This is a genomic window from Staphylococcus sp. EG-SA-14 (assembly GCF_017151935.1).
Taxonomy (GTDB): domain Bacteria; phylum Bacillota; class Bacilli; order Staphylococcales; family Staphylococcaceae; genus Staphylococcus; species Staphylococcus aureus.
The window spans coordinates 58,708-82,817 of sequence record NZ_JACVZM010000011.1; the positions used below are offsets into that span (position 1 = coordinate 58,708).

The 24,110-nt window shown below is 32.6% G+C and carries 17 protein-coding genes; 13 read left to right on the plus strand and 4 right to left on the minus strand.

What is annotated here, in order from left to right:
• Positions 1–104: 104 nt before the first annotated feature.
• Entirely contained in the window at positions 105–488 is a 384-nt protein-coding gene (locus IDG63_RS08175; RefSeq protein ID WP_000781162.1) for a kinase-associated lipoprotein B, read from the minus strand.
• A gap of 63 nt (positions 489–551) precedes the next feature.
• On the opposite strand from IDG63_RS08175, the gene IDG63_RS08180 reads away from it, so the two are divergent.
• The 5 genes from IDG63_RS08180 to IDG63_RS08200 all read left to right on the plus strand — a co-directional run bounded on the left by IDG63_RS08180 (position 552) and on the right by IDG63_RS08200 (position 6,278).
• Positions 552–1,145, plus strand: coding sequence for a peptidylprolyl isomerase (locus IDG63_RS08180; protein WP_000035058.1), 594 nt, complete (start codon positions 552–554; stop codon positions 1,143–1,145).
• A 415-nt stretch (positions 1,146–1,560) separates the two neighbouring features.
• Positions 1,561–1,938 (plus strand): S1 domain-containing post-transcriptional regulator Ygs, encoded by a 378-nt coding sequence (gene ygs / locus IDG63_RS08185; RefSeq protein ID WP_001067294.1) that lies wholly within the window; start codon positions 1,561–1,563, stop codon positions 1,936–1,938.
• Positions 1,939–2,299: 361 nt separating this feature from the next.
• Positions 2,300–3,427 (plus strand): NADH-dependent flavin oxidoreductase, encoded by a 1,128-nt coding sequence (locus IDG63_RS08190; protein ID WP_000838037.1) that lies wholly within the window; start codon positions 2,300–2,302, stop codon positions 3,425–3,427.
• A gap of 307 nt (positions 3,428–3,734) precedes the next feature.
• Positions 3,735–4,925 (plus strand): ornithine--oxo-acid transaminase, encoded by a 1,191-nt coding sequence (locus IDG63_RS08195; RefSeq protein WP_000167314.1) that lies wholly within the window; start codon positions 3,735–3,737, stop codon positions 4,923–4,925.
• A 108-nt stretch (positions 4,926–5,033) separates the two neighbouring features.
• The gene (locus IDG63_RS08200; protein WP_000138487.1) at positions 5,034–6,278 is read left to right on the plus strand and encodes a Glu/Leu/Phe/Val family dehydrogenase; all 1,245 of its coding nucleotides are present in this window, start codon (positions 5,034–5,036) and stop codon (positions 6,276–6,278) included.
• Between the two features lie 450 nt (positions 6,279–6,728).
• Here IDG63_RS08200 and IDG63_RS08205 read toward each other — a convergent pair whose 3' ends face one another.
• From IDG63_RS08205 to IDG63_RS08215, 3 genes are all read right to left on the minus strand, one after another.
• Positions 6,729–7,658: a glycerophosphodiester phosphodiesterase gene (locus IDG63_RS08205; RefSeq protein WP_000185319.1), complete on the minus strand. Its 930-nt coding sequence runs from the start codon at positions 7,656–7,658 to the stop codon at positions 6,729–6,731.
• 241 nt (positions 7,659–7,899) lie between these two features.
• Positions 7,900–9,279: an argininosuccinate lyase gene (gene argH, locus IDG63_RS08210; protein ID WP_000066053.1), complete on the minus strand. Its 1,380-nt coding sequence runs from the start codon at positions 9,277–9,279 to the stop codon at positions 7,900–7,902.
• Positions 9,269–10,474 carry an argininosuccinate synthase gene (locus tag IDG63_RS08215; protein WP_000660043.1) on the minus strand — a complete coding sequence of 402 codons (1,206 nt, stop codon included), beginning with the start codon at positions 10,472–10,474 and terminating at the stop codon, positions 9,269–9,271. The genes argH and IDG63_RS08215 overlap by 11 nt, the downstream gene beginning before the upstream one ends.
• 350 nt (positions 10,475–10,824) lie before the next feature.
• On the opposite strand from IDG63_RS08215, the gene IDG63_RS08220 reads away from it, so the two are divergent.
• The 8 genes from IDG63_RS08220 to IDG63_RS08255 all read left to right on the plus strand — a co-directional run bounded on the left by IDG63_RS08220 (position 10,825) and on the right by IDG63_RS08255 (position 23,851).
• Positions 10,825–12,156, plus strand: coding sequence for a glucose-6-phosphate isomerase (locus tag IDG63_RS08220; protein ID WP_000148856.1), 1,332 nt, complete (start codon positions 10,825–10,827; stop codon positions 12,154–12,156).
• A gap of 923 nt (positions 12,157–13,079) precedes the next feature.
• Positions 13,080–13,655 (plus strand): TVP38/TMEM64 family protein, encoded by a 576-nt coding sequence (locus IDG63_RS08225; protein ID WP_000007961.1) that lies wholly within the window; start codon positions 13,080–13,082, stop codon positions 13,653–13,655.
• 4 nt (positions 13,656–13,659) lie between these two features.
• A complete protein-coding gene (lepB, locus tag IDG63_RS08230) occupies positions 13,660–14,184 on the plus strand; it encodes a signal peptidase I (protein WP_000758203.1) in 525 nt (174 codons plus the stop codon).
• A gap of 15 nt (positions 14,185–14,199) precedes the next feature.
• Positions 14,200–14,775 carry a signal peptidase I gene (gene lepB / locus IDG63_RS08235; RefSeq protein WP_000711896.1) on the plus strand — a complete coding sequence of 192 codons (576 nt, stop codon included), beginning with the start codon at positions 14,200–14,202 and terminating at the stop codon, positions 14,773–14,775.
• A 159-nt stretch (positions 14,776–14,934) separates the two neighbouring features.
• Entirely contained in the window at positions 14,935–18,411 is a 3,477-nt protein-coding gene (gene addB, locus IDG63_RS08240; protein WP_000172339.1) for a helicase-exonuclease AddAB subunit AddB, read from the plus strand.
• Positions 18,412–22,065, plus strand: a complete 3,654-nt coding sequence (gene addA / locus IDG63_RS08245; RefSeq protein ID WP_000154930.1) for a helicase-exonuclease AddAB subunit AddA — start codon at positions 18,412–18,414, stop codon at positions 22,063–22,065.
• A gap of 165 nt (positions 22,066–22,230) precedes the next feature.
• The gene (locus tag IDG63_RS08250) at positions 22,231–23,133 is read left to right on the plus strand and encodes a fumarylacetoacetate hydrolase family protein (protein WP_000670752.1); all 903 of its coding nucleotides are present in this window, start codon (positions 22,231–22,233) and stop codon (positions 23,131–23,133) included.
• A gap of 328 nt (positions 23,134–23,461) precedes the next feature.
• On the plus strand, positions 23,462–23,851 hold the full coding sequence (locus IDG63_RS08255) for a YisL family protein (RefSeq protein WP_000902805.1): 390 nt from the start codon (positions 23,462–23,464) through the stop codon (positions 23,849–23,851).
• Positions 23,852–24,110 lie beyond the last annotated feature (259 nt).

A 24,110-nucleotide genomic window follows, 5' to 3' on the forward strand; every position in this document is an offset into this window, starting at 1 on the left:
TATGTTATTCATTATACATGAATGATATAGTTCTGAAAAACGTACACACTCCTTGTTGTGCTTTATTTTCAGAAGTATTTAAATAAGAAGAAACACGTCATTTTTTATTTAAAATTTTCTTTGTATTGAAGTGAATAATCTTCTTTTAAGCGTGCTAAACTAGCTAAAGACATTTCAGCATGTTTTGTTTGCTGAGCTTTAAGTTTAGTTTCTAAATCTGTAATTGCTTGTTGAAGTGAATCTTCATAGCGCAATACATCAACATTGAAGTCGCGTAATTGTGAACGTTTCGTATAGCGTTTTTCAAAATGGCTTAATGCTTTGCGTTCATGGAAAAATACACCTTCAGTTTCAGTAGGGTTATGTAAATCACCTTGTTTCGGGTGTTTGATAACTTGTTCAACTTTAACAAGGACATCGTCTCCATTTTCTTCAACAATCGTGACACCATAGCTACCTGTTTTGTGTGAAAATCGATATAGCTTCATGCTATTTTCCTCCCTTAAAAGTATGTTAATATATATGTATCATAACATGAATGGAGAATATAAATGGCTAACTATCCACAGTTAAACAAAGAAGTACAACAAGGTGAAATCAAAGTGGTTATGCACACAAATAAAGGTGACATGACATTCAAATTATTTCCAAATATTGCACCAAAAACAGTTGAAAATTTTGTGACACATGCAAAAAATGGTTATTATGATGGAATCACATTCCACCGTGTCATTAATGACTTCATGATTCAAGGTGGCGATCCAACAGCTACTGGTATGGGTGGCGAAAGTATTTATGGCGGTGCTTTTGAAGATGAATTTTCATTAAATGCATTTAACTTATATGGCGCATTATCAATGGCTAACTCAGGACCTAATACTAATGGTTCACAATTTTTCATTGTTCAAATGAAAGAAGTACCTCAAAATATGTTAAGTCAACTTGCAGATGGTGGCTGGCCTCAACCAATCGTTGATGCATATGGCGAAAAGGGTGGTACACCATGGTTAGATCAAAAACATACAGTATTCGGTCAAATCATTGATGGTGAAACTACATTAGAAGATATTGCAAATACAAAAGTGGGACCACAAGATAAACCACTTCATGATGTTGTAATTGAATCTATTGATGTTGAAGAATAATATCTAAACATAATTAACTACCAACATTTTAAACTCGGATAAAGCTAATTTATGAATGGATTAGTATATATTCCAACGAAAATAAATAAACTAATATGATGAGCAATCTCAATATATTTATCAAGAAAGCACAGTTTTTAAATAGATGTGTATTTTAAAGATAATAGTTGAGGTTGCTTTTTATGTTTTTACAGAGAATTGCTATTCAAATAGTAAATAAATTGAAAACAAAGTAGCTGGATATCATATTGATTTAGATAGGAATTTGTTGCTAATTTTATTTGTAAATCCAAGTTTGTAGAATTCTTATTCATTTATAAAATAATATTCGTATGATTTGATGTTTTAATTAGTCCACCATTTCGATTTGTGCTATGATAATAGTGTTAAGTAAACGAAATAAGGGGTTATTAAGTTGAATAACTACAAAATTGGCCAACATATCAAGGTGCGTGTAACTGGTATTCAACCATACGGTGCGTTTGTTGAGACCCCTAATCATACTGAAGGACTGATTCATATATCAGAAATTATGGATGACTACGTTCATAATTTGAAGAAATTTCTATCAGAAGGCCAAATTGTTAAAGCTAAAATTTTGTCTATAGATGATGAAGGAAAGCTTAATCTATCATTAAAGGATAATGATTACTTCAAAAATTATGAGCGTAAGAAGGAAAAACAATCAGTATTAGATGAAATCAGAGAAACAGAAAAATATGGGTTTCAAACACTTAAAGAACGCTTACCAATCTGGATAAAACAGTCAAAGCGAGCAATTCGAAACGACTAAAGGAACAGATAAATCGTACCGAAAATCATACAAAGGGTCTGAAATGAAAGTTTCTTAGACTATAAAAGAGATTAGTATCTATTAAATTTTATTAGATACTAATCTCTTTTTGTCTACGATAACGTAATATGATTGATTCTATTTACACGTACAAATGGTTTAAGGTGACATATCCATTATCTTTGTTAGATAGAATCGTTGATTTGCAATATTGTATGTGGATTTGTTTTTTTTATTTATTTTAGAAATGAGAACTACAACTTAAAGTATTAAACGAATTGCAACTATATAAACAGATAATTGGAGAATGAAAAAATTACATGTTATAGTCAACTCAATAATTTTAAGGAGGAATTAAGTAATGAAAAGTAAATACGAACCATTGTTTGATAAAGTAGAATTACCAAATGGAGTAGAGTTGAGAAATCGATTTGTGTTAGCCCCTTTAACACATATTTCTTCAAATGATGATGGTACTATTTCAGATGTAGAACTTCCTTATATTGAAAAGCGTTCACAAGATGTTGGTATTACAATTAATGCTGCGAGTAATGTGAGTGATGTCGGAAAAGCATTTCCAGGACAGCCATCAATCGCGCATGACAGTAATATTGAAGGACTAAAACGATTAGCTACAGCAATGAAGAAAAACGGTGCCAAAGCACTCGTACAAATACATCATGGCGGTGCACAAGCATTGCCTGAATTAACACCTGATGGAGACGTCGTAGCACCAAGTCCAATTTCTTTAAAAAGTTTTGGTCAGAAACAAGAACATAGTGCTAGAGAAATGACGAATGAAGAGATTGAACAAGCAATCAAGGATTTTGGTGAAGCAACGCGACGTGCAATTGAAGCAGGGTTTGATGGTGTTGAAATACATGGCGCGAATCATTACTTAATTCATCAATTTGTATCACCATACTATAATAGAAGAAATGATGTATGGGCAAATCAATATAAATTCCCGGTCGCTGTGATTGAAGAAGTACTTAAAGCGAAAGAAGCGTATGGCAATAAAGACTTTATAGTTGGATACAGATTATCTCCAGAGGAAGCGGAGTCTCCAGGAATCACAATGGAAATTACAGAGGAACTCGTTAATAAAATTAGCCATATGCCAATCGACTATATTCATGTTTCAATGATGGATACGCATGCAACGACACGTGAAGGTAAATACGCTGGACAAGAAAGACTGCCTTTAATTCACAAATGGATAAATGGTCGTATGCCACTTATCGGTATTGGTTCAATTTTCACAGCTGACGAAGCTTTAGATGCAGTTGAAAATGTTGGTGTTGACTTAGTAGCCATTGGTAGAGAGCTACTACTGGATTATCAATTTGTTGAAAAAATTAAAGATGGACGGGAAGATGAAATTATTAATTACTTTGATCCAGAGAGAGAAGATAATCATCACTTAACTCCTAATTTATGGCATCAATTTAATGAAGGGTTTTATCCATTACCACGTAAAGATAAATAAGTGTTTAACTGTTACCACTAATGATATTGTGTATGCAATTTGTTAGTGGTTTTCAATATTTATAAATAAAAATATTCTTAGTAAAATATACTTTTGATTAAGTGTAAAATTATCAATTCTTTTGCTTGTAATCATTTAAGTAATTATGTCATTATAAATGTAAGGGTTTTCAAAATAGACAAATTTAATGAAACTTAGTGATTATTTCATCTTTTTTGGTGGAAAAGTATCTGCTTTGAAAACTAATGTAATTATTTGGATAATGTTTCATGTATAATAGTTATAAATGATGAAAAGGGGAGATATGATGACTAAATCTGAAAAAATTATTGAGTTAACAAATCATTACGGAGCACATAATTATTTACCATTGCCAATTGTCATTTCAGAAGCTGAAGGGGTATGGGTTAAAGATCCTGAAGGCAATAAATATATGGATATGTTATCTGCATATTCCGCTGTTAACCAAGGTCATAGACATCCGAAAATTATTCAAGCATTAAAAGATCAAGCTGATAAAGTGACTCTAGTTTCACGTGCTTTTCATAGTGATAACTTAGGTGAATGGTACGAAAAAATTTGTAAACTGGCAGGTAAAGATAAAGCTTTACCAATGAATACAGGTGCTGAAGCAGTAGAAACAGCTTTGAAAGCAGCACGACGCTGGGCATACGATGTTAAAGGAATTGAGCCAAATAAAGCAGAAATCATTGCATTTAATGGTAACTTCCATGGTCGAACAATGGCGCCAGTTTCATTATCTTCAGAAGCAGAATACCAACGTGGTTATGGTCCGTTATTAGATGGATTTAGAAAAGTTGATTTTGGAGATGTAGATGCATTGAAAGCTGCAATTAATGAAAATACTGCAGCAGTTTTAGTAGAACCAATTCAAGGTGAAGCGGGTATAAATATACCGCCAGAAGGATATTTGAAAGCAATTAGAGAATTATGTGATGAACATAATGTCTTATTTATTGCTGACGAAATCCAAGCAGGATTAGGTCGTTCGGGTAAATTATTTGCTACGGATTGGGATAATGTAAAACCTGATGTCTATATTTTAGGTAAAGCACTAGGTGGTGGTGTCTTCCCAATTTCTGTTGTATTAGCAGATAAAGAAGTATTAGATGTCTTTACACCTGGCTCACATGGTTCAACATTTGGTGGTAATCCACTTGCTTGTGCTGCATCAATTGCTGCATTAGATGTTATCGTTGATGAGGATTTACCAGGGCGCTCTTTAGAATTAGGAGATTATTTTAAAGAACAATTAAAGCAAATTGATCATCCATCAATTAAAGAAGTCCGTGGACGTGGTTTGTTTATAGGTGTGGAACTTAATGAAAGTGCTAGACCATATTGTGAAGCTTTGAAAGAAGAAGGCTTATTATGTAAAGAAACGCATGATACTGTCATTCGTTTTGCACCACCATTAATTATTACTAAAGAAGAATTGGACCTTGCACTTGAAAAAATAAGACATGTATTTCAATAATGTCAAAAAGTTGTAACAATCAGTTTGTAAGGGCTTTAAAAAGGAATACGTTATGTTACAATATGTTTGAAAGCGAAATCATTAGGTAAAGAAGAGGCGAAAAGGATCATGACTGAGAACAATAATTTAGTAACTTCTACTCAAGGAATTATTAAAGAAGCATTGCATAAATTGGGATTTGACGAAGGAATGTACGATTTAATTAAAGAACCTTTAAGAATGTTACAAGTGCGTATCCCTGTACGAATGGATGATGGCACAGTTAAAACATTCACAGGTTACCGTGCGCAACATAATGATGCTGTTGGACCAACAAAAGGGGGCGTGCGTTTCCACCCAGATGTTGATGAAGAAGAAGTAAAAGCATTATCAATGTGGATGACTTTGAAATGTGGCATTGTAAACTTACCATACGGTGGTGGTAAGGGTGGTATCGTTTGTGATCCACGTCAAATGAGCATTCATGAAGTTGAACGTTTATCACGCGGATATGTAAGAGCAATTTCACAATTCGTAGGTCCGAACAAAGATATTCCAGCACCAGATGTATTTACAAACTCACAAATTATGGCTTGGATGATGGATGAATATAGTGCATTAGATAAATTTAATTCACCAGGTTTCATCACAGGTAAACCAATTGTATTGGGTGGTTCTCATGGACGCGACAGATCAACTGCACTAGGTGTAGTTATTGCAATTGAACAAGCTGCAAAACGTCGTAATATGCAAATTGAAGGTGCCAAGGTTGTTATTCAAGGTTTCGGTAATGCCGGAAGTTTCTTAGCTAAATTCTTATATGATTTAGGTGCAAAAATTGTAGGTATCTCTGATGCTTACGGTGCATTACACGATCCAAATGGCTTAGATATAGATTATTTATTAGACCGTCGTGATAGTTTTGGTACGGTAACAAATTTATTTGAAGAAACAATCTCAAATAAAGAATTGTTTGAATTAGATTGTGACATTTTAGTACCAGCGGCTATTTCAAACCAAATTACAGAAGACAATGCACATGATATTAAAGCTAGTATCGTTGTTGAAGCTGCTAATGGACCTACAACACCAGAAGCAACACGTATTTTAACTGAACGTGGTATATTATTAGTTCCAGACGTATTAGCAAGTGCTGGTGGTGTAACGGTTTCTTACTTCGAATGGGTACAAAATAATCAAGGTTATTATTGGTCTGAAGAAGAAGTAAATGAAAAGCTACGTGAAAAATTAGAAGCGGCATTTGACACGATTTACGAATTGTCTCAAAATCGAAAAATAGATATGAGACTTGCAGCATATATCATAGGTATTAAACGTACAGCAGAAGCAGCTAGATATCGTGGTTGGGCATAATTAATTATCATATGTGATTTAACGAGCTTGGGACAGAAAACAAAGCCCTAAGCTCGTTAATTTTATTTTAGCAGTAGTTGACTGTAAAACAATGCCCGTGTAACACGCTCTTTTCAAAAATAGTCGGGGCCCCAACACAGAGGCTGGTGGAAAGTCAGCTTACAATAGTGTGCAAGTTGGCGGGGCCCCAACACAGAGGCTGGCGGAAAGTCAGCTTACAATAGTGTGCAAGTTGGGGTGGAGCCCCGACACAGAGAAATTAGCTCCTCAATTTCTACAGACAATGCAAGTTGGTGAGGCCCCAACACTGAGAATTTCTAATTAAACGCTCAACTATATATAGTTGATCAAAAAGACAGCAGTAGGATAATTTCAATTTGGAAATATCTTACTGCTGTTTTTTATAGTAATAGCTATATTTTTGTATTTATGTTTTCTAGTTTAACAATACTACTTAATGACTTCTTTATATTTATCAGCGAAATTTGTAAAGACACCATCAACGCCATATTTATTTAATCGTAACATATCAGCTTTTTCATTCACTGTATAAGGATGTACTATAAATCCTAAGTCTTTTAAATGATGGGTATTTTGTTCAGTTAAATCTGTATAATCAGGACCTAATCCAATCGCATAAGAGCGTATCTCTTTTAAGCGTTGGTCGTTAAATTGTTGTAGTTCACCTTTATCAACTAATTTTACTAATGGCACATGCTTATTTTGACGATGAATTTTCTTTAAACTTTCGTCAGAAAATGATTGAATCATTACATGTCCATTTTTTAATTTATTGTTATTTAAAAGGTGATGCTTTTTCAATGAAGCTAATAATTGTTCTTCCATTCCTGGGTATACATCAGGTGACTTTGTTTCAATATAATAGTTTGCATTCGGGCCATAACGTTCTAAAATTTCATCTAAAGTGGGTACTTTAGCATTTTTATAACTTGCTCTTGCGTATTTTGGATATTTTTTATTAAACCAACTTCCTGCATCTAACTGTTTTAATTCATCAAGGGTATAATCCTCAACTTTACCGTGTCCATTTGTTGTACGGTTAACAGTTTCATCATGCATAGCAACTAAATGGCCATCTTTGGTACGTTGTAAATCAATTTCGATATAAGATGCTTTTAACTCATTATGACTCTTATCATATGCTTGAAACGTATGCTCGGGTGCATAGCCACTTGCGCCACGATGTGCGATAGTAGTGAATCGCTCATTCGTTAAATTTGTATGCCATTGAATAGCCTGAGGTTTATTTGCAATTTGATTTGTTTGTTCAGCGCCAGCAGTAGGTACTGATAAAAATCCCATAGTAAAAACAGCAGAAGCAGCCATAAATTTAGTGAAGCTTTTCGAAGAGTTAGTCATAGTCTTTATCCTTTCATCTCTTTATTTGTAGTCTAATAATTTTAAAATACTACAAAAACCTGCTTGTGAAAACGCTTTACACATTTCTTTTACAATTTATAACATTTCTGTAATATAAATTTAAAAGAATTATCAAACATTTTAGGAATCTTAAAAATGTGATGTTCAACAAGACGAAGAGAGCATTAAAATACCCACAATGTAATTTTAATAGACATTGTGGGTAGGTAGATTAACGTATTTATTGTGATAGTAATTGTTTAGCAACATCAAGTTGTTGTTTGACCGATGATTGACCCGTTGACCCGTAACTTTGACGTCGTTTCAAGCAATTTTCAGGCTGCAAATAATCGTAAATATCGGCATCGATACTAGAATGATGTTGTTGATATGTTGCTAAAGGAACATCTAATAAATAATGACCTTGTTGTATACATTCTAAGACGATTTTTCCTACAATTTCATGTGCAGTTCTAAATGGAATATTTTTAGTTACTAAATAATCTGCTAGTTCCGTTGCATTTGAAAAATCTTCTTTAACAGTTTGATTGAGTCGTTCTTTATTAATTGTCATCGTTTGAATCATACCTTCGAAAATACGTAAAGAACCTTTAATTGTATGGACAGCATCGAATAAACCTTCTTTATCTTCCTGCATGTCTTTGTTATATGCTAGAGGTAATCCTTTTAAAGTCATAAGCATGCTCATTAAATGACCAGTCGTTCGACCAACTTTACCTCTAATTAATTCTGCCATATCAGGATTTTTCTTTTGTGGCATAATAGATGAGCCAGTTGAAAATGCATCTGATAATGTAATGAATTTAGCTTCGTCTGTGGACCAGAAAATAATTTCCTCTGCAAAGCGTGATAAGTGAACCATCGTTAAAGAAATATTATGCAATGTTTCAATAATATAGTCTCTGTCACTAACAGCATCTAGGCTATTCTCATAGAGACTGCCAAAGTTCAACAATGCTGTTGTCTCGTGTCTATCGATAGGGTATGTGGTACCACTTAAGGCTGCTGCACCTAAAGGATTAATATCGATTCGTTTTAAACTATCTTCAAATCGTTGTTGGTCTCGTTGTAACATCCAAAAATAAGTCATAATATGATGTGCAAATGAAATTGGCTGTGCACGCTGTAAATGAGTATAACCAGGCATAATTGTATCAACATTATTGGAAGCGATGTCTACAATTACACTTTGTAACGACTTAATTAATGCGATGATATCTTGCACTTGTTTCTTAGTGTACAAGTGCATGTCTGTTGCAACTTGATCGTTTCTACTGCGTCCAGTATGCAACTTACCACCAGCATCACCAATACGTTTAATTAATTCATGTTCAATATTTAAATGAATATCTTCTAATGATGCACTAAATTGAATTTGATCTTGATGATAATCATGTTGAATAGATTTTAGTCCTTGTATAATTTGTTCGCTGTCTTGTTGACTAATAATGCCTTGATTCGCAAGCATAGTTGCATGTGCAATGCTGCCTTCGATATCTTGATCTATGAGCGTTTGATCAAAAGTAATGGATGCGTTAAAGTCGTCAACCCACTCTTCAGGTTGTACTTCAAATCTACCGCCCCAAGCTTTATTGCTCATTGCTATAGCCTCCATGCAACATCGCATTTACTTGAGTAGGTAAACCATAGATATCGATAAAGCCAACAGCAGCGTCTTGATTAAATGCATCTTCTTTTGTATAAGTTGCTAATTTTTCATCATATAATGTGTAAGGTGATTTTCTACCATTCACGATGGCATTACCTTTGAATAATTTAATTCTGATATCACCACTTACGTATTGCTGAGTACTATCAATAAATAATTTCAAGCTATCAGTTAAAGGTGAGAACCAAAGTCCATTGTATAGTTGTTCAGCAAATTGCTTCTCAATGATTGGTTTAAAGTGTGCGACATCTTTCGTTAACGTAATCGTTTCTAATGCTTTATGCGCTTTTAAAATAACTTCTGCAGCAGGTGCCTCATAAATTTCTCTTGATTTGATACCTACAAGTCTATTTTCTACATGGTCAATTCTTCCGATACCATGCTTACCAGCTAATGCATTCAACGTTAAAATTAAATCGTCTAATTCATATGTTTTGCCATCAATTTGAACTGGGATGCCTTTATCAAACGTTAAAATGATTTCATCAGCAGTATCTGGTGTTTCTTCTAAAGCATTTGTTAGATCGAACGCATCCTCTGGTGGCGCAGCATAAGGATCTTCTAAAATACCACATTCATTCGCTCTGCCCCATAGATTTTGATCGATAGAATAAGGTGAATCATGGTTGATTGATACAGGGATATTATGTTTAATTGCATAATCGATTTCTTCTTCACGACTCCATGCCCACTCACGTACAGGTGCGAATGCTTTCAATGATGGGTTTAATGCTTTAATGGCAACTTCGAAACGTACTTGGTCATTCCCTTTACCAGTACAACCATGTGCAATACCTACTGAATTTGTTTTCTCAGCAATCTCTACTAATTTTTTAGCGATTAATGGTCTTGATAAAGCTGAAACTAATGGATATGCATTTTCATACATTAAATTTCCTTTGATTGCATAACTTACATACTCATCACTAAATTCTTTTGTTGCATCAATAATATGACATTCAACTGCTCCCATATCTAAAGCTTTTTTATAAACGATGTCTAAATCTTTACCTTCACCAACATCTAGGCAACAAGCTACAACGTCGTATCCTTTGTCGATAAGCCATTGAACGGCCACACTTGTATCTAGTCCTCCTGAATATGCTAAAACAATTTTCTCTTTCATAAAATTCACCTCATTGTAGTTATCTGAATATTTCGTATGAACACATGATAGCAAACTTTTAATGAAAATAAAACCATTATTTTACATATTTATTCATAAAATGCGATAGAGATAGTTAGAGTTGTAAGTATAAATGCTTATTTATCAATGTTTAAAAGTATTTTAAAAAACATGCAAATTGTATAAAAAATGTTTGAGTGTTTGACGCCAGTTTGAAATGTTTGTTGAAAAATAGGTGTGAAACGTCACATAAATATCAATTTTATTGATTAAGTACAAACTTGTGAATTGAATCGCAAACGTAAACTTAGTAAAATTAAGATATTAAATGAAACAGGAGGCTTTTATAGATGACTCATATTCAATTAGATTTTAGTAAAACGTTAGAATTTTTCGGTGAACACGAATTAAAACAACAACAAGAAATTGTTAAATCAATTCACAAAACAATTCATGAAGGTACTGGTGCAGGTAGTGACTTCTTAGGCTGGGTTGATTTACCAGTTGATTACGACAAAGAAGAATTTTCAAGAATTGTTGAAGCATCAAAACGCATTAAAGAAAATTCTGATGTTTTAGTAGTCATCGGTATTGGTGGTTCTTACTTAGGTGCACGTGCAGCAATCGAAATGTTAACGTCATCATTTAGAAACAGCAATGAATACCCTGAAATTGTATTTGTTGGTAATCACTTATCATCAACATATACGAAAGAGTTAGTTGATTATTTAGCAGACAAAGATTTCTCTGTAAACGTTATTTCTAAATCTGGTACAACTACAGAACCAGCAGTTGCATTTAGATTGTTCAAACAATTAGTTGAAGAAAGATACGGTAAAGAAGAAGCACAAAAACGTATATTTGCAACAACGGATAAAGAAAAAGGTGCTTTAAAACAGTTGGCTACAAACGAAGGTTATGAAACGTTTATCGTACCTGATGATGTAGGTGGAAGATATTCTGTTTTAACAGCAGTAGGATTATTACCAATTGCAACAGCTGGAATTAACATCGAAGCTATGATGATTGGTGCTGCAAAAGCACGTGAAGAATTATCTTCAAATAAATTAGAAGACAACATTGCATACCAATATGCGACAATTCGAAACATTTTATATGCAAAAGGTTATACAACAGAAATGTTGATTAACTATGAACCATCTATGCAATACTTTAATGAATGGTGGAAACAATTATTTGGTGAATCAGAAGGTAAAGACTTCAAAGGTATCTATCCTTCAAGTGCCAACTACACAACTGATTTACATTCTTTAGGTCAATATGTACAAGAAGGCCGTCGTTTCTTATTCGAAACAGTGGTAAAAGTAAATCATCCTAAATATGATATTACTATTGAAAAAGATAGTGATGATCTAGACGGATTAAATTATTTGGCTGGTAAAACAATCGACGAAGTTAACACAAAAGCATTCGAAGGTACATTATTAGCGCATACTGATGGTGGTGTTCCTAACATGGTAGTGAACATTCCACAATTAGATGAAGAAACTTTCGGTTACGTCGTATACTTCTTCGAACTTGCTTGTGCAATGAGTGGATACCAATTAGGCGTAAATCCATTTAACCAACCTGGTGTAGAAGCATATAAACAAAATATGTTCGCATTATTAGGTAAACCTGGTTTTGAAGACTTGAAAAAAGAATTAGAAGAGCGTTTATAAAATACATTACTTCAATGATTAGTGATCTATAAAATGGTATAAATATAGAGCTGAATATTAAGTTCATTGATAAAAATGAAAAGGCAATTTCTATTTAGAGTTATTTAAATAGAAGTTGTCTTTTTATATTATTAAACATTTTGATTGGTATAGAATTAAGTTACATGTATTTATTATTAGTTAACTATATTTATAGGAGGCGGTTAGTATGAATACAAGTTTGTTTTTAATAATTGCTGTTTTTAGTGTTTTGTTGACGATGATAATTTCTATAAATGAAAAGCATAAAAAATAAACATTGTACATCGAAGTGTATATTAAATAAATAGTGATGAAAGAGATTAATTATATTACTTGTTCGAAGTGATGGTAAGTTTTGTGATATTTAATTAGCACCTATAATTTACACTGTAAAAGAAACTTTAAAAAGAAGTTTATGTTGGAAAGTTTATATAGAAAAATACAGATAGTATTAATAATATTAACAGCAGTTGTTTGGTTTAATGGGTTATTAAATACTAATGTAACGTTAAAAATGAATATAAATATTTTTGTTTTTAGTGGCATATTGTTATTGGCTTTTATTTGTTGGGCTTATGTTAAACTTAACAAATTTAAGTAATGGATGGGCAATGGATTAGAAAAGCATTGAGAAATTTTAAAATATAAAATGCAAGTAGTCAACGTCAGTAAGTGTCTGATATATATAAAGGTCCTAGGCTCGTTCCTACGTTTAGACAAATACTTAAGACGAAGAATGTTAAGAGAAAATTAAAGATAAAATAATATCTGCCATACAATAATATTGTTATACTACTAGAGACTGATTTATTAGCATGATTACATGTTAATGTTTCTTTACTTAGTAATTAACTTTATAATGTAAGAATAATTATCTTCAGCCAAAGAAAGGGATTGATGATTTGTCGTTTCATCAAGTAGAAGAATGGTTTGAGATATTTCGACAGTTTGGTTATTTACCTGGATTCATATTGTTATATATAAGAGCGATTATTCCAGTATTTCCATTAGCACTCTATATTTTAATTAATATTCAAGCCTATGGACCTATTTTAGGTATATTGATTAGTTGGCTTGGATTAATTTCTGGAACATTTACAGTCTATTTGATCTGTAAACGATTGGTGAACAATGAGAGGATGCAGCGAATTAAACAACGTACTGCTGTTCAACGCTTGATTAGTTTTATTGATCGCCAAGGATTAATCCCATTGTTTATTTTACTTTGTTTTCCTTTTACGCCAAATACATTAATAAATTTTGTAGCGAGTCTATCTCATATTAGACCTAAATATTATTTCATTGTTTTGGCATCATCAAAGTTAGTTTCAACAATTATTTTAGGTTATTTAGGAAAGGAAATTACTACAATTTTAACGCATCCTTTAAGAGGGATATTAATGTTAGTTGTGTTGATTGTATTTTGGATTGTTGGAAAAAAGTTAGAACAGCATTTTATGGGGTCGAAAAAGGAGTGACATCGTGAAAAAAGTTGTAAAATATTTGATTTCATTGATACTTGCTATTATCATTGTACTGTTCGTACAAACTTTTGCAATAGTTGGTCATGTCATTCCGAATAATGATATGTCACCAACCCTTAACAAAGGGGATCGTGTTATTGTAAATAAAATTAAAGTTACATTTAATCAATTGAATAATGGTGATATCATTACATATAGGCGTGGTAACGAGATATATACTAGTCGAATTATTGCCAAACCTGGTCAATCAATGGCGTTTCGTCAGGGACAATTATACCGTGATGACCGACCGGTTGACGCATCTTATGCCAAGAACAGAAAAATTAAAGATTTTAGTTTGCGCAATTTTAAAGAATTAGATGGAGATATTATACCGCCTAACAATTTTGTTGTGCTAAATGATCATGATAACAATCAGCATGATTCAAGACAATTTGGTTTAATTGATAAAAAGGATATTATTGGTAATATAAGTTTGAGATATTATCCTTTTTCAAAATGGACGATTCAGTTCAAATCTTAAAAAGAGGTGTCAAAATTGAAAAAAGAATTATTGGAATGGATTATTTCAATTGCAGTCGCTTTTGTCATTTTATTTATAGTAGGTAAATTTATTGTTACACCATATACGATTAAAGGTGAATCAATGGATCCAACTTTGAAAGATGGCGAGCGAGTAGCTGTAAACATTATTGGATATAAAACAGGTGGTTTGGAAAAAGGTAATGTAGTTGTCTTCCATGCAAACAAAAATGATGACTATGTTAAACGTGTCATCGGTGTTCCTGGCGATAAAGTAGAATATAAAAATGATACATTATATGTCAATGGTAAAAAACAAGATGAACCATATTTAAACTACAATTTAAAACATAAACAAGGTGATTACATTACTGGGACTTTCCAAGTTAAAGATTTACCGAATGCGAATCCTAAATCAAATGTCATTCCAAAAGGTAAATATTTAGTGCTTGGAGATAATCGTGAAGTAAGTAAAGATAGCCGTGCGTTTGGCCTCATTGATGAAGACCAAATTGTTGGTAAAGTTTCATTTAGATTCTGGCCATTTAGTGAATTTAAACATAATTTCAATCCTGAAAATACTAAAAATTAATATGAAACAAATACAACATCGTTTGTCGGTTTTAATACTGATAAACGATGTTTTATTTTGTTAGTACCACAATAAAAGCTAAGTTCGAAATGAACTTATAATAAATCAATCACAATCACTTTGTGTTAAAATATGTGTCAAAGGAAGTGAGGGTTTGTCATGACATTACATGCTTATTTAGGTAGAGCGGGAACAGGTAAGTCTACGAAAATGTTGACCGAAATAAAACAAAAAATGAAAGCAGATCCGCTTGGAGATCCAATCATTTTAATTGCGCCAACTCAAAGTACATTTCAATTAGAACAAGCCTTTGTCAATGATCCGGAATTAAATGGTAGTTTAAGAACAGAAGTGTTGCATTTTGAACGATTAAGTCATCGTATTTTCCAAGAAGTTGGTAGTTATAGCGAACAAAAGTTATCTAAAGCTGCAACGGAAATGATGATTTATAACATTGTTCAAGAACAACAAAAGTATTTAAAACTTTATCAATCACAAGCAAAATATTATGGGTTTAGTGAAAAATTAACAGAACAAATTCAAGATTTTAAAAAATATGCAGTAACGCCTGAACATTTAGAACACTTTATTGCTGATAAAAATATGCAAACTCGAACTAAAAATAAGTTAGAGGATATTGCTTTAATATACCGTGAGTTCGAACAACGCATTCAAAACGAGTTTATTACGGGTGAGGATTCATTACAATATTTTATTGATTGTATGCCGAAATCAGAGTGGCTAAAACGTGCTGATATATATATTGATGGTTTTCACAACTTTTCAACGATTGAGTATTTAATAATCAAAGGATTAATTAAATATGCGAAGAGTGTCACAATTATATTGACGACAGATGGTAACCACGATCAATTTAGTTTATTTAGAAAACCATCGGAAGTGTTACGACATATTGAAGAAATAGCAAATGAACTCAATATTTCTATTGAACGTCAATATTTCAAGCAATTATATCGCTTCAATAATCAAGATTTAAAGCATCTTGAACAAGAATTTGATGCACTTCAAATCAATCGAGTGGCATGTCAAGGTCATATCAATATTTTAGAATCTGCGACTATGAGAGAGGAAATAAATGAAATTGCGCGACGTATCATCGTTGATATTCGTGATAAGCAATTACGATATCAAGATATTGCAATTTTATATCGTGACGAGTCTTATGCTTATTTATTTGATTCCATATTACCGCTTTATAATATTCCTTATAACATTGATACAAAGCGTTCGATGACACATCATCCGGTCATGGAAATGATTCGTTCATTGATTGAAGTTATTCAATCTAATTGGCAAGTGAATCCAATGCTACGCTTATTGAAGACTGATGTGTTAACGGCATCATATCTAAAAAGTGCATACTTAGTTGATTTACTTGAAAATTTTGTACTTGAACGTGGTATATACGGTAAACGTTGGTTAGATGATGAGCTATTTAATGTCGAACATTTTAGCAAAATGGGGCGTAAAGCGCATAAACTGACCGAAGATGAGCGTAACACATTTGAACAAGTCGTTAAGTTAAAGAAAGATGTCATTGATAAAATTTTACATTTTGAAAAGCAAATGTCACAAGCGGAAACTGTAAAAGACTTTGCAACTGCTTTTTATGAAAGTATGGAATATTTCGAACTGCCAAATCAATTGATGACAGAGCGAGATGAACTTGATTTAAATGGTAATCATGAAAAGGCGGAGGAAATTGATCAAATATGGAATGGCTTAATTCAAATCCTTGACGACTTAGTTCTAGTATTTGGAGATGAACCAATGTCGATGGAACGTTTTTTAGAAGTATTTGATATTGGTTTAGAACAATTAGAATTTGTTATGATTCCGCAAACATTGGACCAAGTTAGTATTGGTACGATGGATTTGGCTAAAGTCGACAATAAGCAACATGTTTACTTAGTTGGAATGAATGATGGTACGATGCCACAACCAGTAACTGCGTCAAGCTTGATTACAGATGAAGAAAAGAAATACTTTGAACAGCAGGCTAATGTCGAGTTAAGTCCAACATCAGATATTTTACAGATGGATGAAGCATTTGTTTGTTATGTTGCTATGACTAGAGCTAAGGGAGATGTTACATTTTCTTACAGTCTAATGGGATCAAGTGGTGATGATAAGGAGATCAGCCCATTTTTAAATCAAATTCAATCATTGTTCAACCAATTGGAAATTACTAACATTCCTCAATACCATGAAGTTAACCCATTGTCACTAATGCAACATGCTAAGCAAACCAAAATTACATTATTTGAAGCATTGCGTGCTTGGTTATATGATGAAATTGTGGCTGATAGTTGGTTAGATGCTTATCAAGTAATTAGAGATAGCGATCATTTAAATCAAGGTTTAGATTATTTAATGTCAGCATTAACGTTTGACAATGAAACTGTAAAATTAGGTGAAACGTTGTCTAAAGATTTATATGGTAAGGAAATCAATGCCAGTGTATCCCGTTTTGAAGGTTATCAACAATGCCCATTTAAACACTATGCGTCACATGGTCTGAAACTAAATGAGCGAACGAAGTATGAACTTCAAAACTTTGATTTAGGTGATATTTTCCATTCTGTTTTAAAATATATATCTGAACGTATTAATGGCGATTTTAAACAATTAGACCTGAAAAAAATAAGACAATTAACGAATGAAGCATTGGAAGAAATTTTACCTAAAGTTCAGTTTAATTTATTAAATTCTTCAGCTTACTATCGTTATTTATCAAGACGCATTGGCGCTATTGTAGAAACAACACTAAGCGCATTAAAATATCAAGGCACGTATTCAAAGTTTATGCCAAAACATTTTGAGACAAGTTTTAGAAGGAAACCAAGAACAAATGACGAATTAATTGCACAAACATTAACGACAACTCAAGGTATTCCAATTAATATTAGAGGGCAAATTGACCGTATCGATACGTATACAAAGAATGATACAAGTTTTGTTAATATCATTGACTATAAATCCTCTGAAGGTAGTGCGACACTTGATTTAACGAAAGTATATTATGGTATGCAAATGCAAATGATGACATACATGGATATCGTTTTACAAAATAAACAACGCCTTGGATTAACAGATATTGTGAAACCAGGTGGATTATTATACTTCCATGTACATGAACCTAGAATTAAATTTAAATCATGGTCTGATATTGATGAAGATAAACTAGAACAAGATTTAATTAAAAAGTTTAAGTTGAGTGGTTTAGTTAATGCAGACCAAACTGTTATTGATGCATTGGATATTCGTTTAGAACCTAAATTCACTTCAGATATTGTACCAGTTGGTTTGAATAAAGATGGCTCTTTGAGTAAACGAGGCAGCCAAGTGGCAGATGAAGCAACGATTTATAAATTCATCCAACATAACAAAGAGAATTTTATAGAAACAGCTTCAAATATTATGGATGGACATACTGAAGTTGCACCATTAAAGTACAAACAAAAATTGCCATGTGCTTTTTGTAGTTATCAATCGGTATGTCATGTAGATGGCATGATTGATAGTAAGCGATATCGAACTGTAGATGAAACAATAAATCCAATTGAAGCAATTCAAAATATTAACATTAATGATGAATTTGGGGGTGAGCAATAGATGACAATTCCAGAGAAACCACAAGGCGTGATTTGGACTGACGCGCAATGGCAAAGTATTTACGCAACTGGACAAGATGTACTTGTTGCAGCCGCGGCAGGTTCAGGTAAAACAGCTGTACTAGTTGAGCGTATTATCCAAAAGATTTTACGTGATGGCATTGATGTCGATCGACTTTTAGTCGTAACGTTTACAAACTTAAGCGCACGTGAAATGAAGCATCGTGTAGACCAACGTATTCAAGAGGCATCGATTGCTGATCCTGCAAATGCACACTTGAAAAACCAACGCATCAAAATTCATCAAGCACAAATATCTACACTCCATAGTTTTTGCTTGAAATTAATTCAACAGCATTATGATGTATTAAATATTGACCCGAACTTTAGAACAAGCAGTGAAGCTGAAAATATTTTATTATTAGAACAAACGATAGATGAGGTCATAGAACAACATTACGATATCCTTGATCCTGCTTTTATTGAATTAACAGAGCAATTGTCTTCAGATAGAAGTGATGATCAGTTTCGAATGATTATTAAACAATTGTATTTCTTTAGCGTTGCAAATCCAAATCCTACAAATTGGTTGGATCAATTGGTGACACCATACGAAGAAGAAGCACAACAAGCGCAACTTATTCAACTACTAACAGACTTATCTAAAGTATTTATCACAGCTGCTTATGATGCTTTAAATAAGGCGTATGATTTGTTTAGTATGATGGATAGCGTCGATAAACATTTAGCTGTTATAGAAGATGAACGACGTTTAATGGGGCGTGTTTTAGAAGGTGGCTTTATTGATATACCTTATTTAACTGGTCACGAATTTGGCGCGCGTTTGCCTAATGTAACAGCGAAAATTAAAGAAGCAAATGAAATGATGGTCGATGCCTTAGAAGATGCTAAACTTCAGTATAAAAAATATAAATCATTAATTGATAAAGTGAAGAGTGATTACTTTTCAAGAGAAGCTGATGATTTGAAAGCTGATATGCAACAATTGGCGCCACGAGTAAAGTACCTTGCGCGTATTGTGAAAGATGTTATGTCAGAATTCAATCGAAAAAAGCGTAGCAAAAATATTTTGGATTTTTCTGATTATGAACATTTTGCATTACAAATTTTAACTAATGAGGATGGTTCGCCTTCAGAAATTGCCGAATCATACCGTCAACACTTCCAAGAAATATTGGTCGATGAGTATCAAGATACGAACCGAGTTCAAGAGAAAATACTATCTTGCATCAAAACGGGTGATGAACATAATGGTAATTTATTTATGGTTGGAGATGTTAAGCAATCCATTTATAAATTTAGACAAGCTGATCCAAGTTTATTTATTGAAAAGTATCAACGCTTTACTATAGATGGAGATGGCACTGGACGTCGAATTGATTTGTCGCAAAACTTCCGTTCTCGAAAAGAAGTACTGTCAACGACTAACTATATATTCAAACATATGATGGATGAACAAGTCGGTGAAGTAAAATATGATGAAGCGGCACAGTTGTATTATGGTGCACCATATGATGAATCGGACCATCCAGTAAACTTAAAAGTCCTTGTTGAAGCGGATCAAGAACATAGTGATTTAACTGGTAGTGAACAAGAAGCGCATTTTATAGTAGAACAAGTTAAAGATATCTTAGAACATCAAAAAGTTTATGATATGAAAACAGGAAGCTATAGAAGTGCGACATACAAGGATATCGTTATTCTAGAACGCAGCTTTGGACAAGCTCGCAATTTACAACAAGCCTTTAAAAATGAAGATATTCCATTCCATGTGAATAGTCGTGAAGGTTACTTTGAACAAACAGAAGTCCGCTTAGTATTATCATTTTTAAGAGCGATAGATAATCCATTACAAGATATTTATTTAGTTGGGTTAATGCGCTCCGTTATATATCAGTTCAAAGAAGACGAATTAGCTCAAATTAGAATATTGAGTCCAAATGATGACTACTTCTATCAATCGATTGTAAATTACATTAATGACGAAGCAGCAGATGCAATTTTAGTTGATAAATTAAAAATGTTTTTATCAGATATTCAAAGTTACCAACAATATAGTAAAGATCATCCGGTGTATCAGTTAATTGATAAATTTTATAATGATCATTATGTTATTCAATACTTTAGTGGACTTATTGGTGGACGTGGACGACGTGCAAATCTTTATGGTTTATTTAATAAAGCTATCGAGTTTGAGAATTCAAGTTTTAGAGGTTTATATCAATTTATTCGTTTTATCGATGAATTGATTGAAAGAGGCAAAGATTTTGGTGAGGAAAATGTAGTTGGTCCAAACGATAATGTCGTTAGAATGATGACAATTCATAGTAGTAAAGGTCTAGAGTTTCCATTTGTCATTTATTCTGGATTGTCAAAAGATTTTAATAAACGTGATTTGAAACAACCAGTTATTTTAAATCAGCAATTTGGTCTCGGAATGGATTATTTTGATGTGGATAAAGAAATGGCATTTCCATCTTTAGCTTCGGTTGCATATAGAGCTGTTGCCGAAAAAGAACTTGTGTCAGAAGAAATGCGATTAGTCTATGTAGCATTAACAAGAGCGAAAGAACAACTTTATTTAATTGGTAGAGTGAAAAATGATAAATCATTACTAGAACTAGAGCAATTGTCTATTTCTGGTGAGCACATTGCTGTCAATGAACGATTAACTTCACCAAATCCGTTCCATCTTATTTATAGTATTTTATCTAAACATCAATCTGCGTCAATTCCAGATGATTTAAAATTTGAAAAAGATATAGCACAAATTGAAGATAGTAGTCGTCCGAATGTAAATATTTCAATTGTGTACTTTGAAGATGTGTCTACAGAAACCATTTTAGATAATGATGAATATCGTTCGGTTAATCAATTAGAAACTATGCAAAATGGTAATGAAGATGTTAAAGCACAAATTAAACACCAACTTGATTATCGATATCCATATGTAAATGATACTAAAAAGCCCTCAAAACAATCTGTTTCTGAATTGAAAAGACAATATGAAACAGAAGAAAGTGGCACAAGTTACGAACGAGTAAGGCAATATCGTATCGGTTTTTCAACGTATGAACGACCTAAATTTCTAAGTGAACAAGGTAAACGAAAAGCGAATGAAATTGGTACGTTAATGCATACAGTGATGCAACATTTACCATTCAAAAAAGAGCGCATATCTGAAGTTGAGTTACATCAGTATATCGATGGATTAATCGATAAACATATTATCGAAGCAGATGCGAAAAAAGATATCCGTATGGATGAAATAATGACATTTATCAATAGTGAGTTATATTCGATTATTGCTGAAGCAGAGCAAGTTTATCGTGAATTACCGTTTGTAGTTAACCAAGCATTAGTTGACCAATTGCCACAAGGAGACGAAGACGTCTCAATTATTCAAGGTATGATTGACTTGATCTTTGTTAAAGACGGTGTGCATTATTTTGTAGACTATAAAACCGATGCATTTAATCGTCGTCGTGGGATGACAGATGAAGAAATTGGTACACAATTAAAAAATAAATATAAGATACAGATGAAATATTATCAAAATACGCTTCAAACGATTCTTAATAAAGAAGTTAAAGGTTATTTATACTTCTTCAAATTTGGTACATTGCAACTGTAGTATTTTGATTTTCAAAAGAATAAAAAATAATTTCGATTAAGTGCAAAGCCCTTGTAGCAGAATGAACATAACTCATTTTCAAAATTGTCTTACTTATTTATTTGTTATTTGATAACGAAAAAAGTTATAATGTGAATTAAGATAAAGATGAGGAGTTGAGAATGAATGAAATTCTTATCATTCAAGTATAATGACAAAACTTCATATGGCGTTAAAGTAAAACGCGAAGATGCTGTATGGGATTTAACACAAGTATTTGCTGACTTTGCAGAAGGAGATTTCCATCCTAAAACATTGTTAGCTGGTTTACAACAAAATCATACTTTAGATTTTCAAGAACAAGTACGTAAAGCAGTTGTAGCAGCAGAAGATAGCGGCAAAGCTGAAGACTATAAAATTTCATTTAATGACATTGAATTCTTACCACCAGTAACACCTCCGAATAATGTGATTGCTTTTGGTAGAAATTACAAAGATCATGCGAACGAATTAAATCATGAAGTAGAAAAATTATATGTATTTACAAAAGCAGCGTCATCTTTAACAGGAGATAATGCAACAATTCCAAATCATAAAGATATTACTGATCAATTAGATTATGAAGGTGAATTAGGTATTGTTATTGGTAAGTCTGGTGAAAAGATTCCAAAAGCATTAGCTTTAGATTATGTTTACGGCTATACAATTATTAACGATATCACTGATCGCAAAGCACAAAGTGAACAAGATCAAGCATTTTTATCAAAAAGTTTAACTGGCGGTTGCCCAATGGGTCCTTATATCGTTACTAAAGACGAACTACCATTACCTGAAAATGTAAATATTGTTACAAAAGTTAACAATGAAATTAGACAAGATGGTAACACTGGCGAAATGATTCTTAAAATTGATGAATTAATAGAAGAAATTTCAAAATATGTTGCACTACATCCGGGAGATATTATTGCAACTGGTACACCAGCAGGCGTTGGTGCAGGTATGCAACCACCTAAATTTTTACAACCAGGTGATGAAGTTAAAGTGACTATTGATAATATTGGAACGCTGACAACTTATATCGCTAAATAATTATCATTTAAAAAGCTAACCAGTCTTTATATAGATTGGTTAGTTTTTTCTTGCTTTTCTAAAAAGGTGTTAAAGATAAATTATTTATAATGTTACCATTTTGAGATGAAAGTGAAATATTGATATTAAGAAGTAGTTGATTATTTTACAGCAGATTCACAATATTCTAATAAGGAATAAAATGTCATGTTCTTCCTCTCAAATATAGAAGTGTGGTAGAATATATATTCGTGTATAATCAAATCATGATTAAATTACAAGCAAGTGGGTATTAATCCCAAGAAGCTTTAATTTAATAATATAAATAATTAAAGTGGGGGGAATCAGTATGTTACATTTACATATATTAAGTTGGGTATTAGCGATTATTTTATTTATCGCTACATACTTAAACATTTCAAAAAATCAAGGCGGATCACCATTTTTCAAACCGTTGCACATGATTTTACGCTTATTTATGCTGTTGACGTTAATTTCAGGATTTTGGATATTAATTCAGTCATTTATGAATGGCGGGGCAAATCATATGTTGCTTACATTGAAAATGCTGTGTGGTGTTGCAGTAGTTGGATTGATGGAAGTGTCGATTGCTAAAAGAAAGAGACATGAACAAAGTCACAAAATGTTTTGGATAACAATGGCATTAATTATCATCACAATGGTATTAGGTGTCATTCTACCGTTAGGGCCTATATCAAAATTATTCGGTATTGGCTAATTGATAAGACATATAGTATATGACATAAGGCATGGACAATTATTAGTCCAAGACCTTATGTCTTTTTTGATTCTAAAAATGTTTAAACATAAAAAAAGGACTGGGACATTAAGTTCTTAGGCAATGTAAAAAAGGGCTTGGGACATTAAGTTCTTAGGCAATGTAAAAAAGCTGATTTCTATTAATTATTTGATAGAAATCAGCTTTTTTGATATGTATTTTATAATGTACAGCTCGTTGAGCTGCTATTTTCCTTATA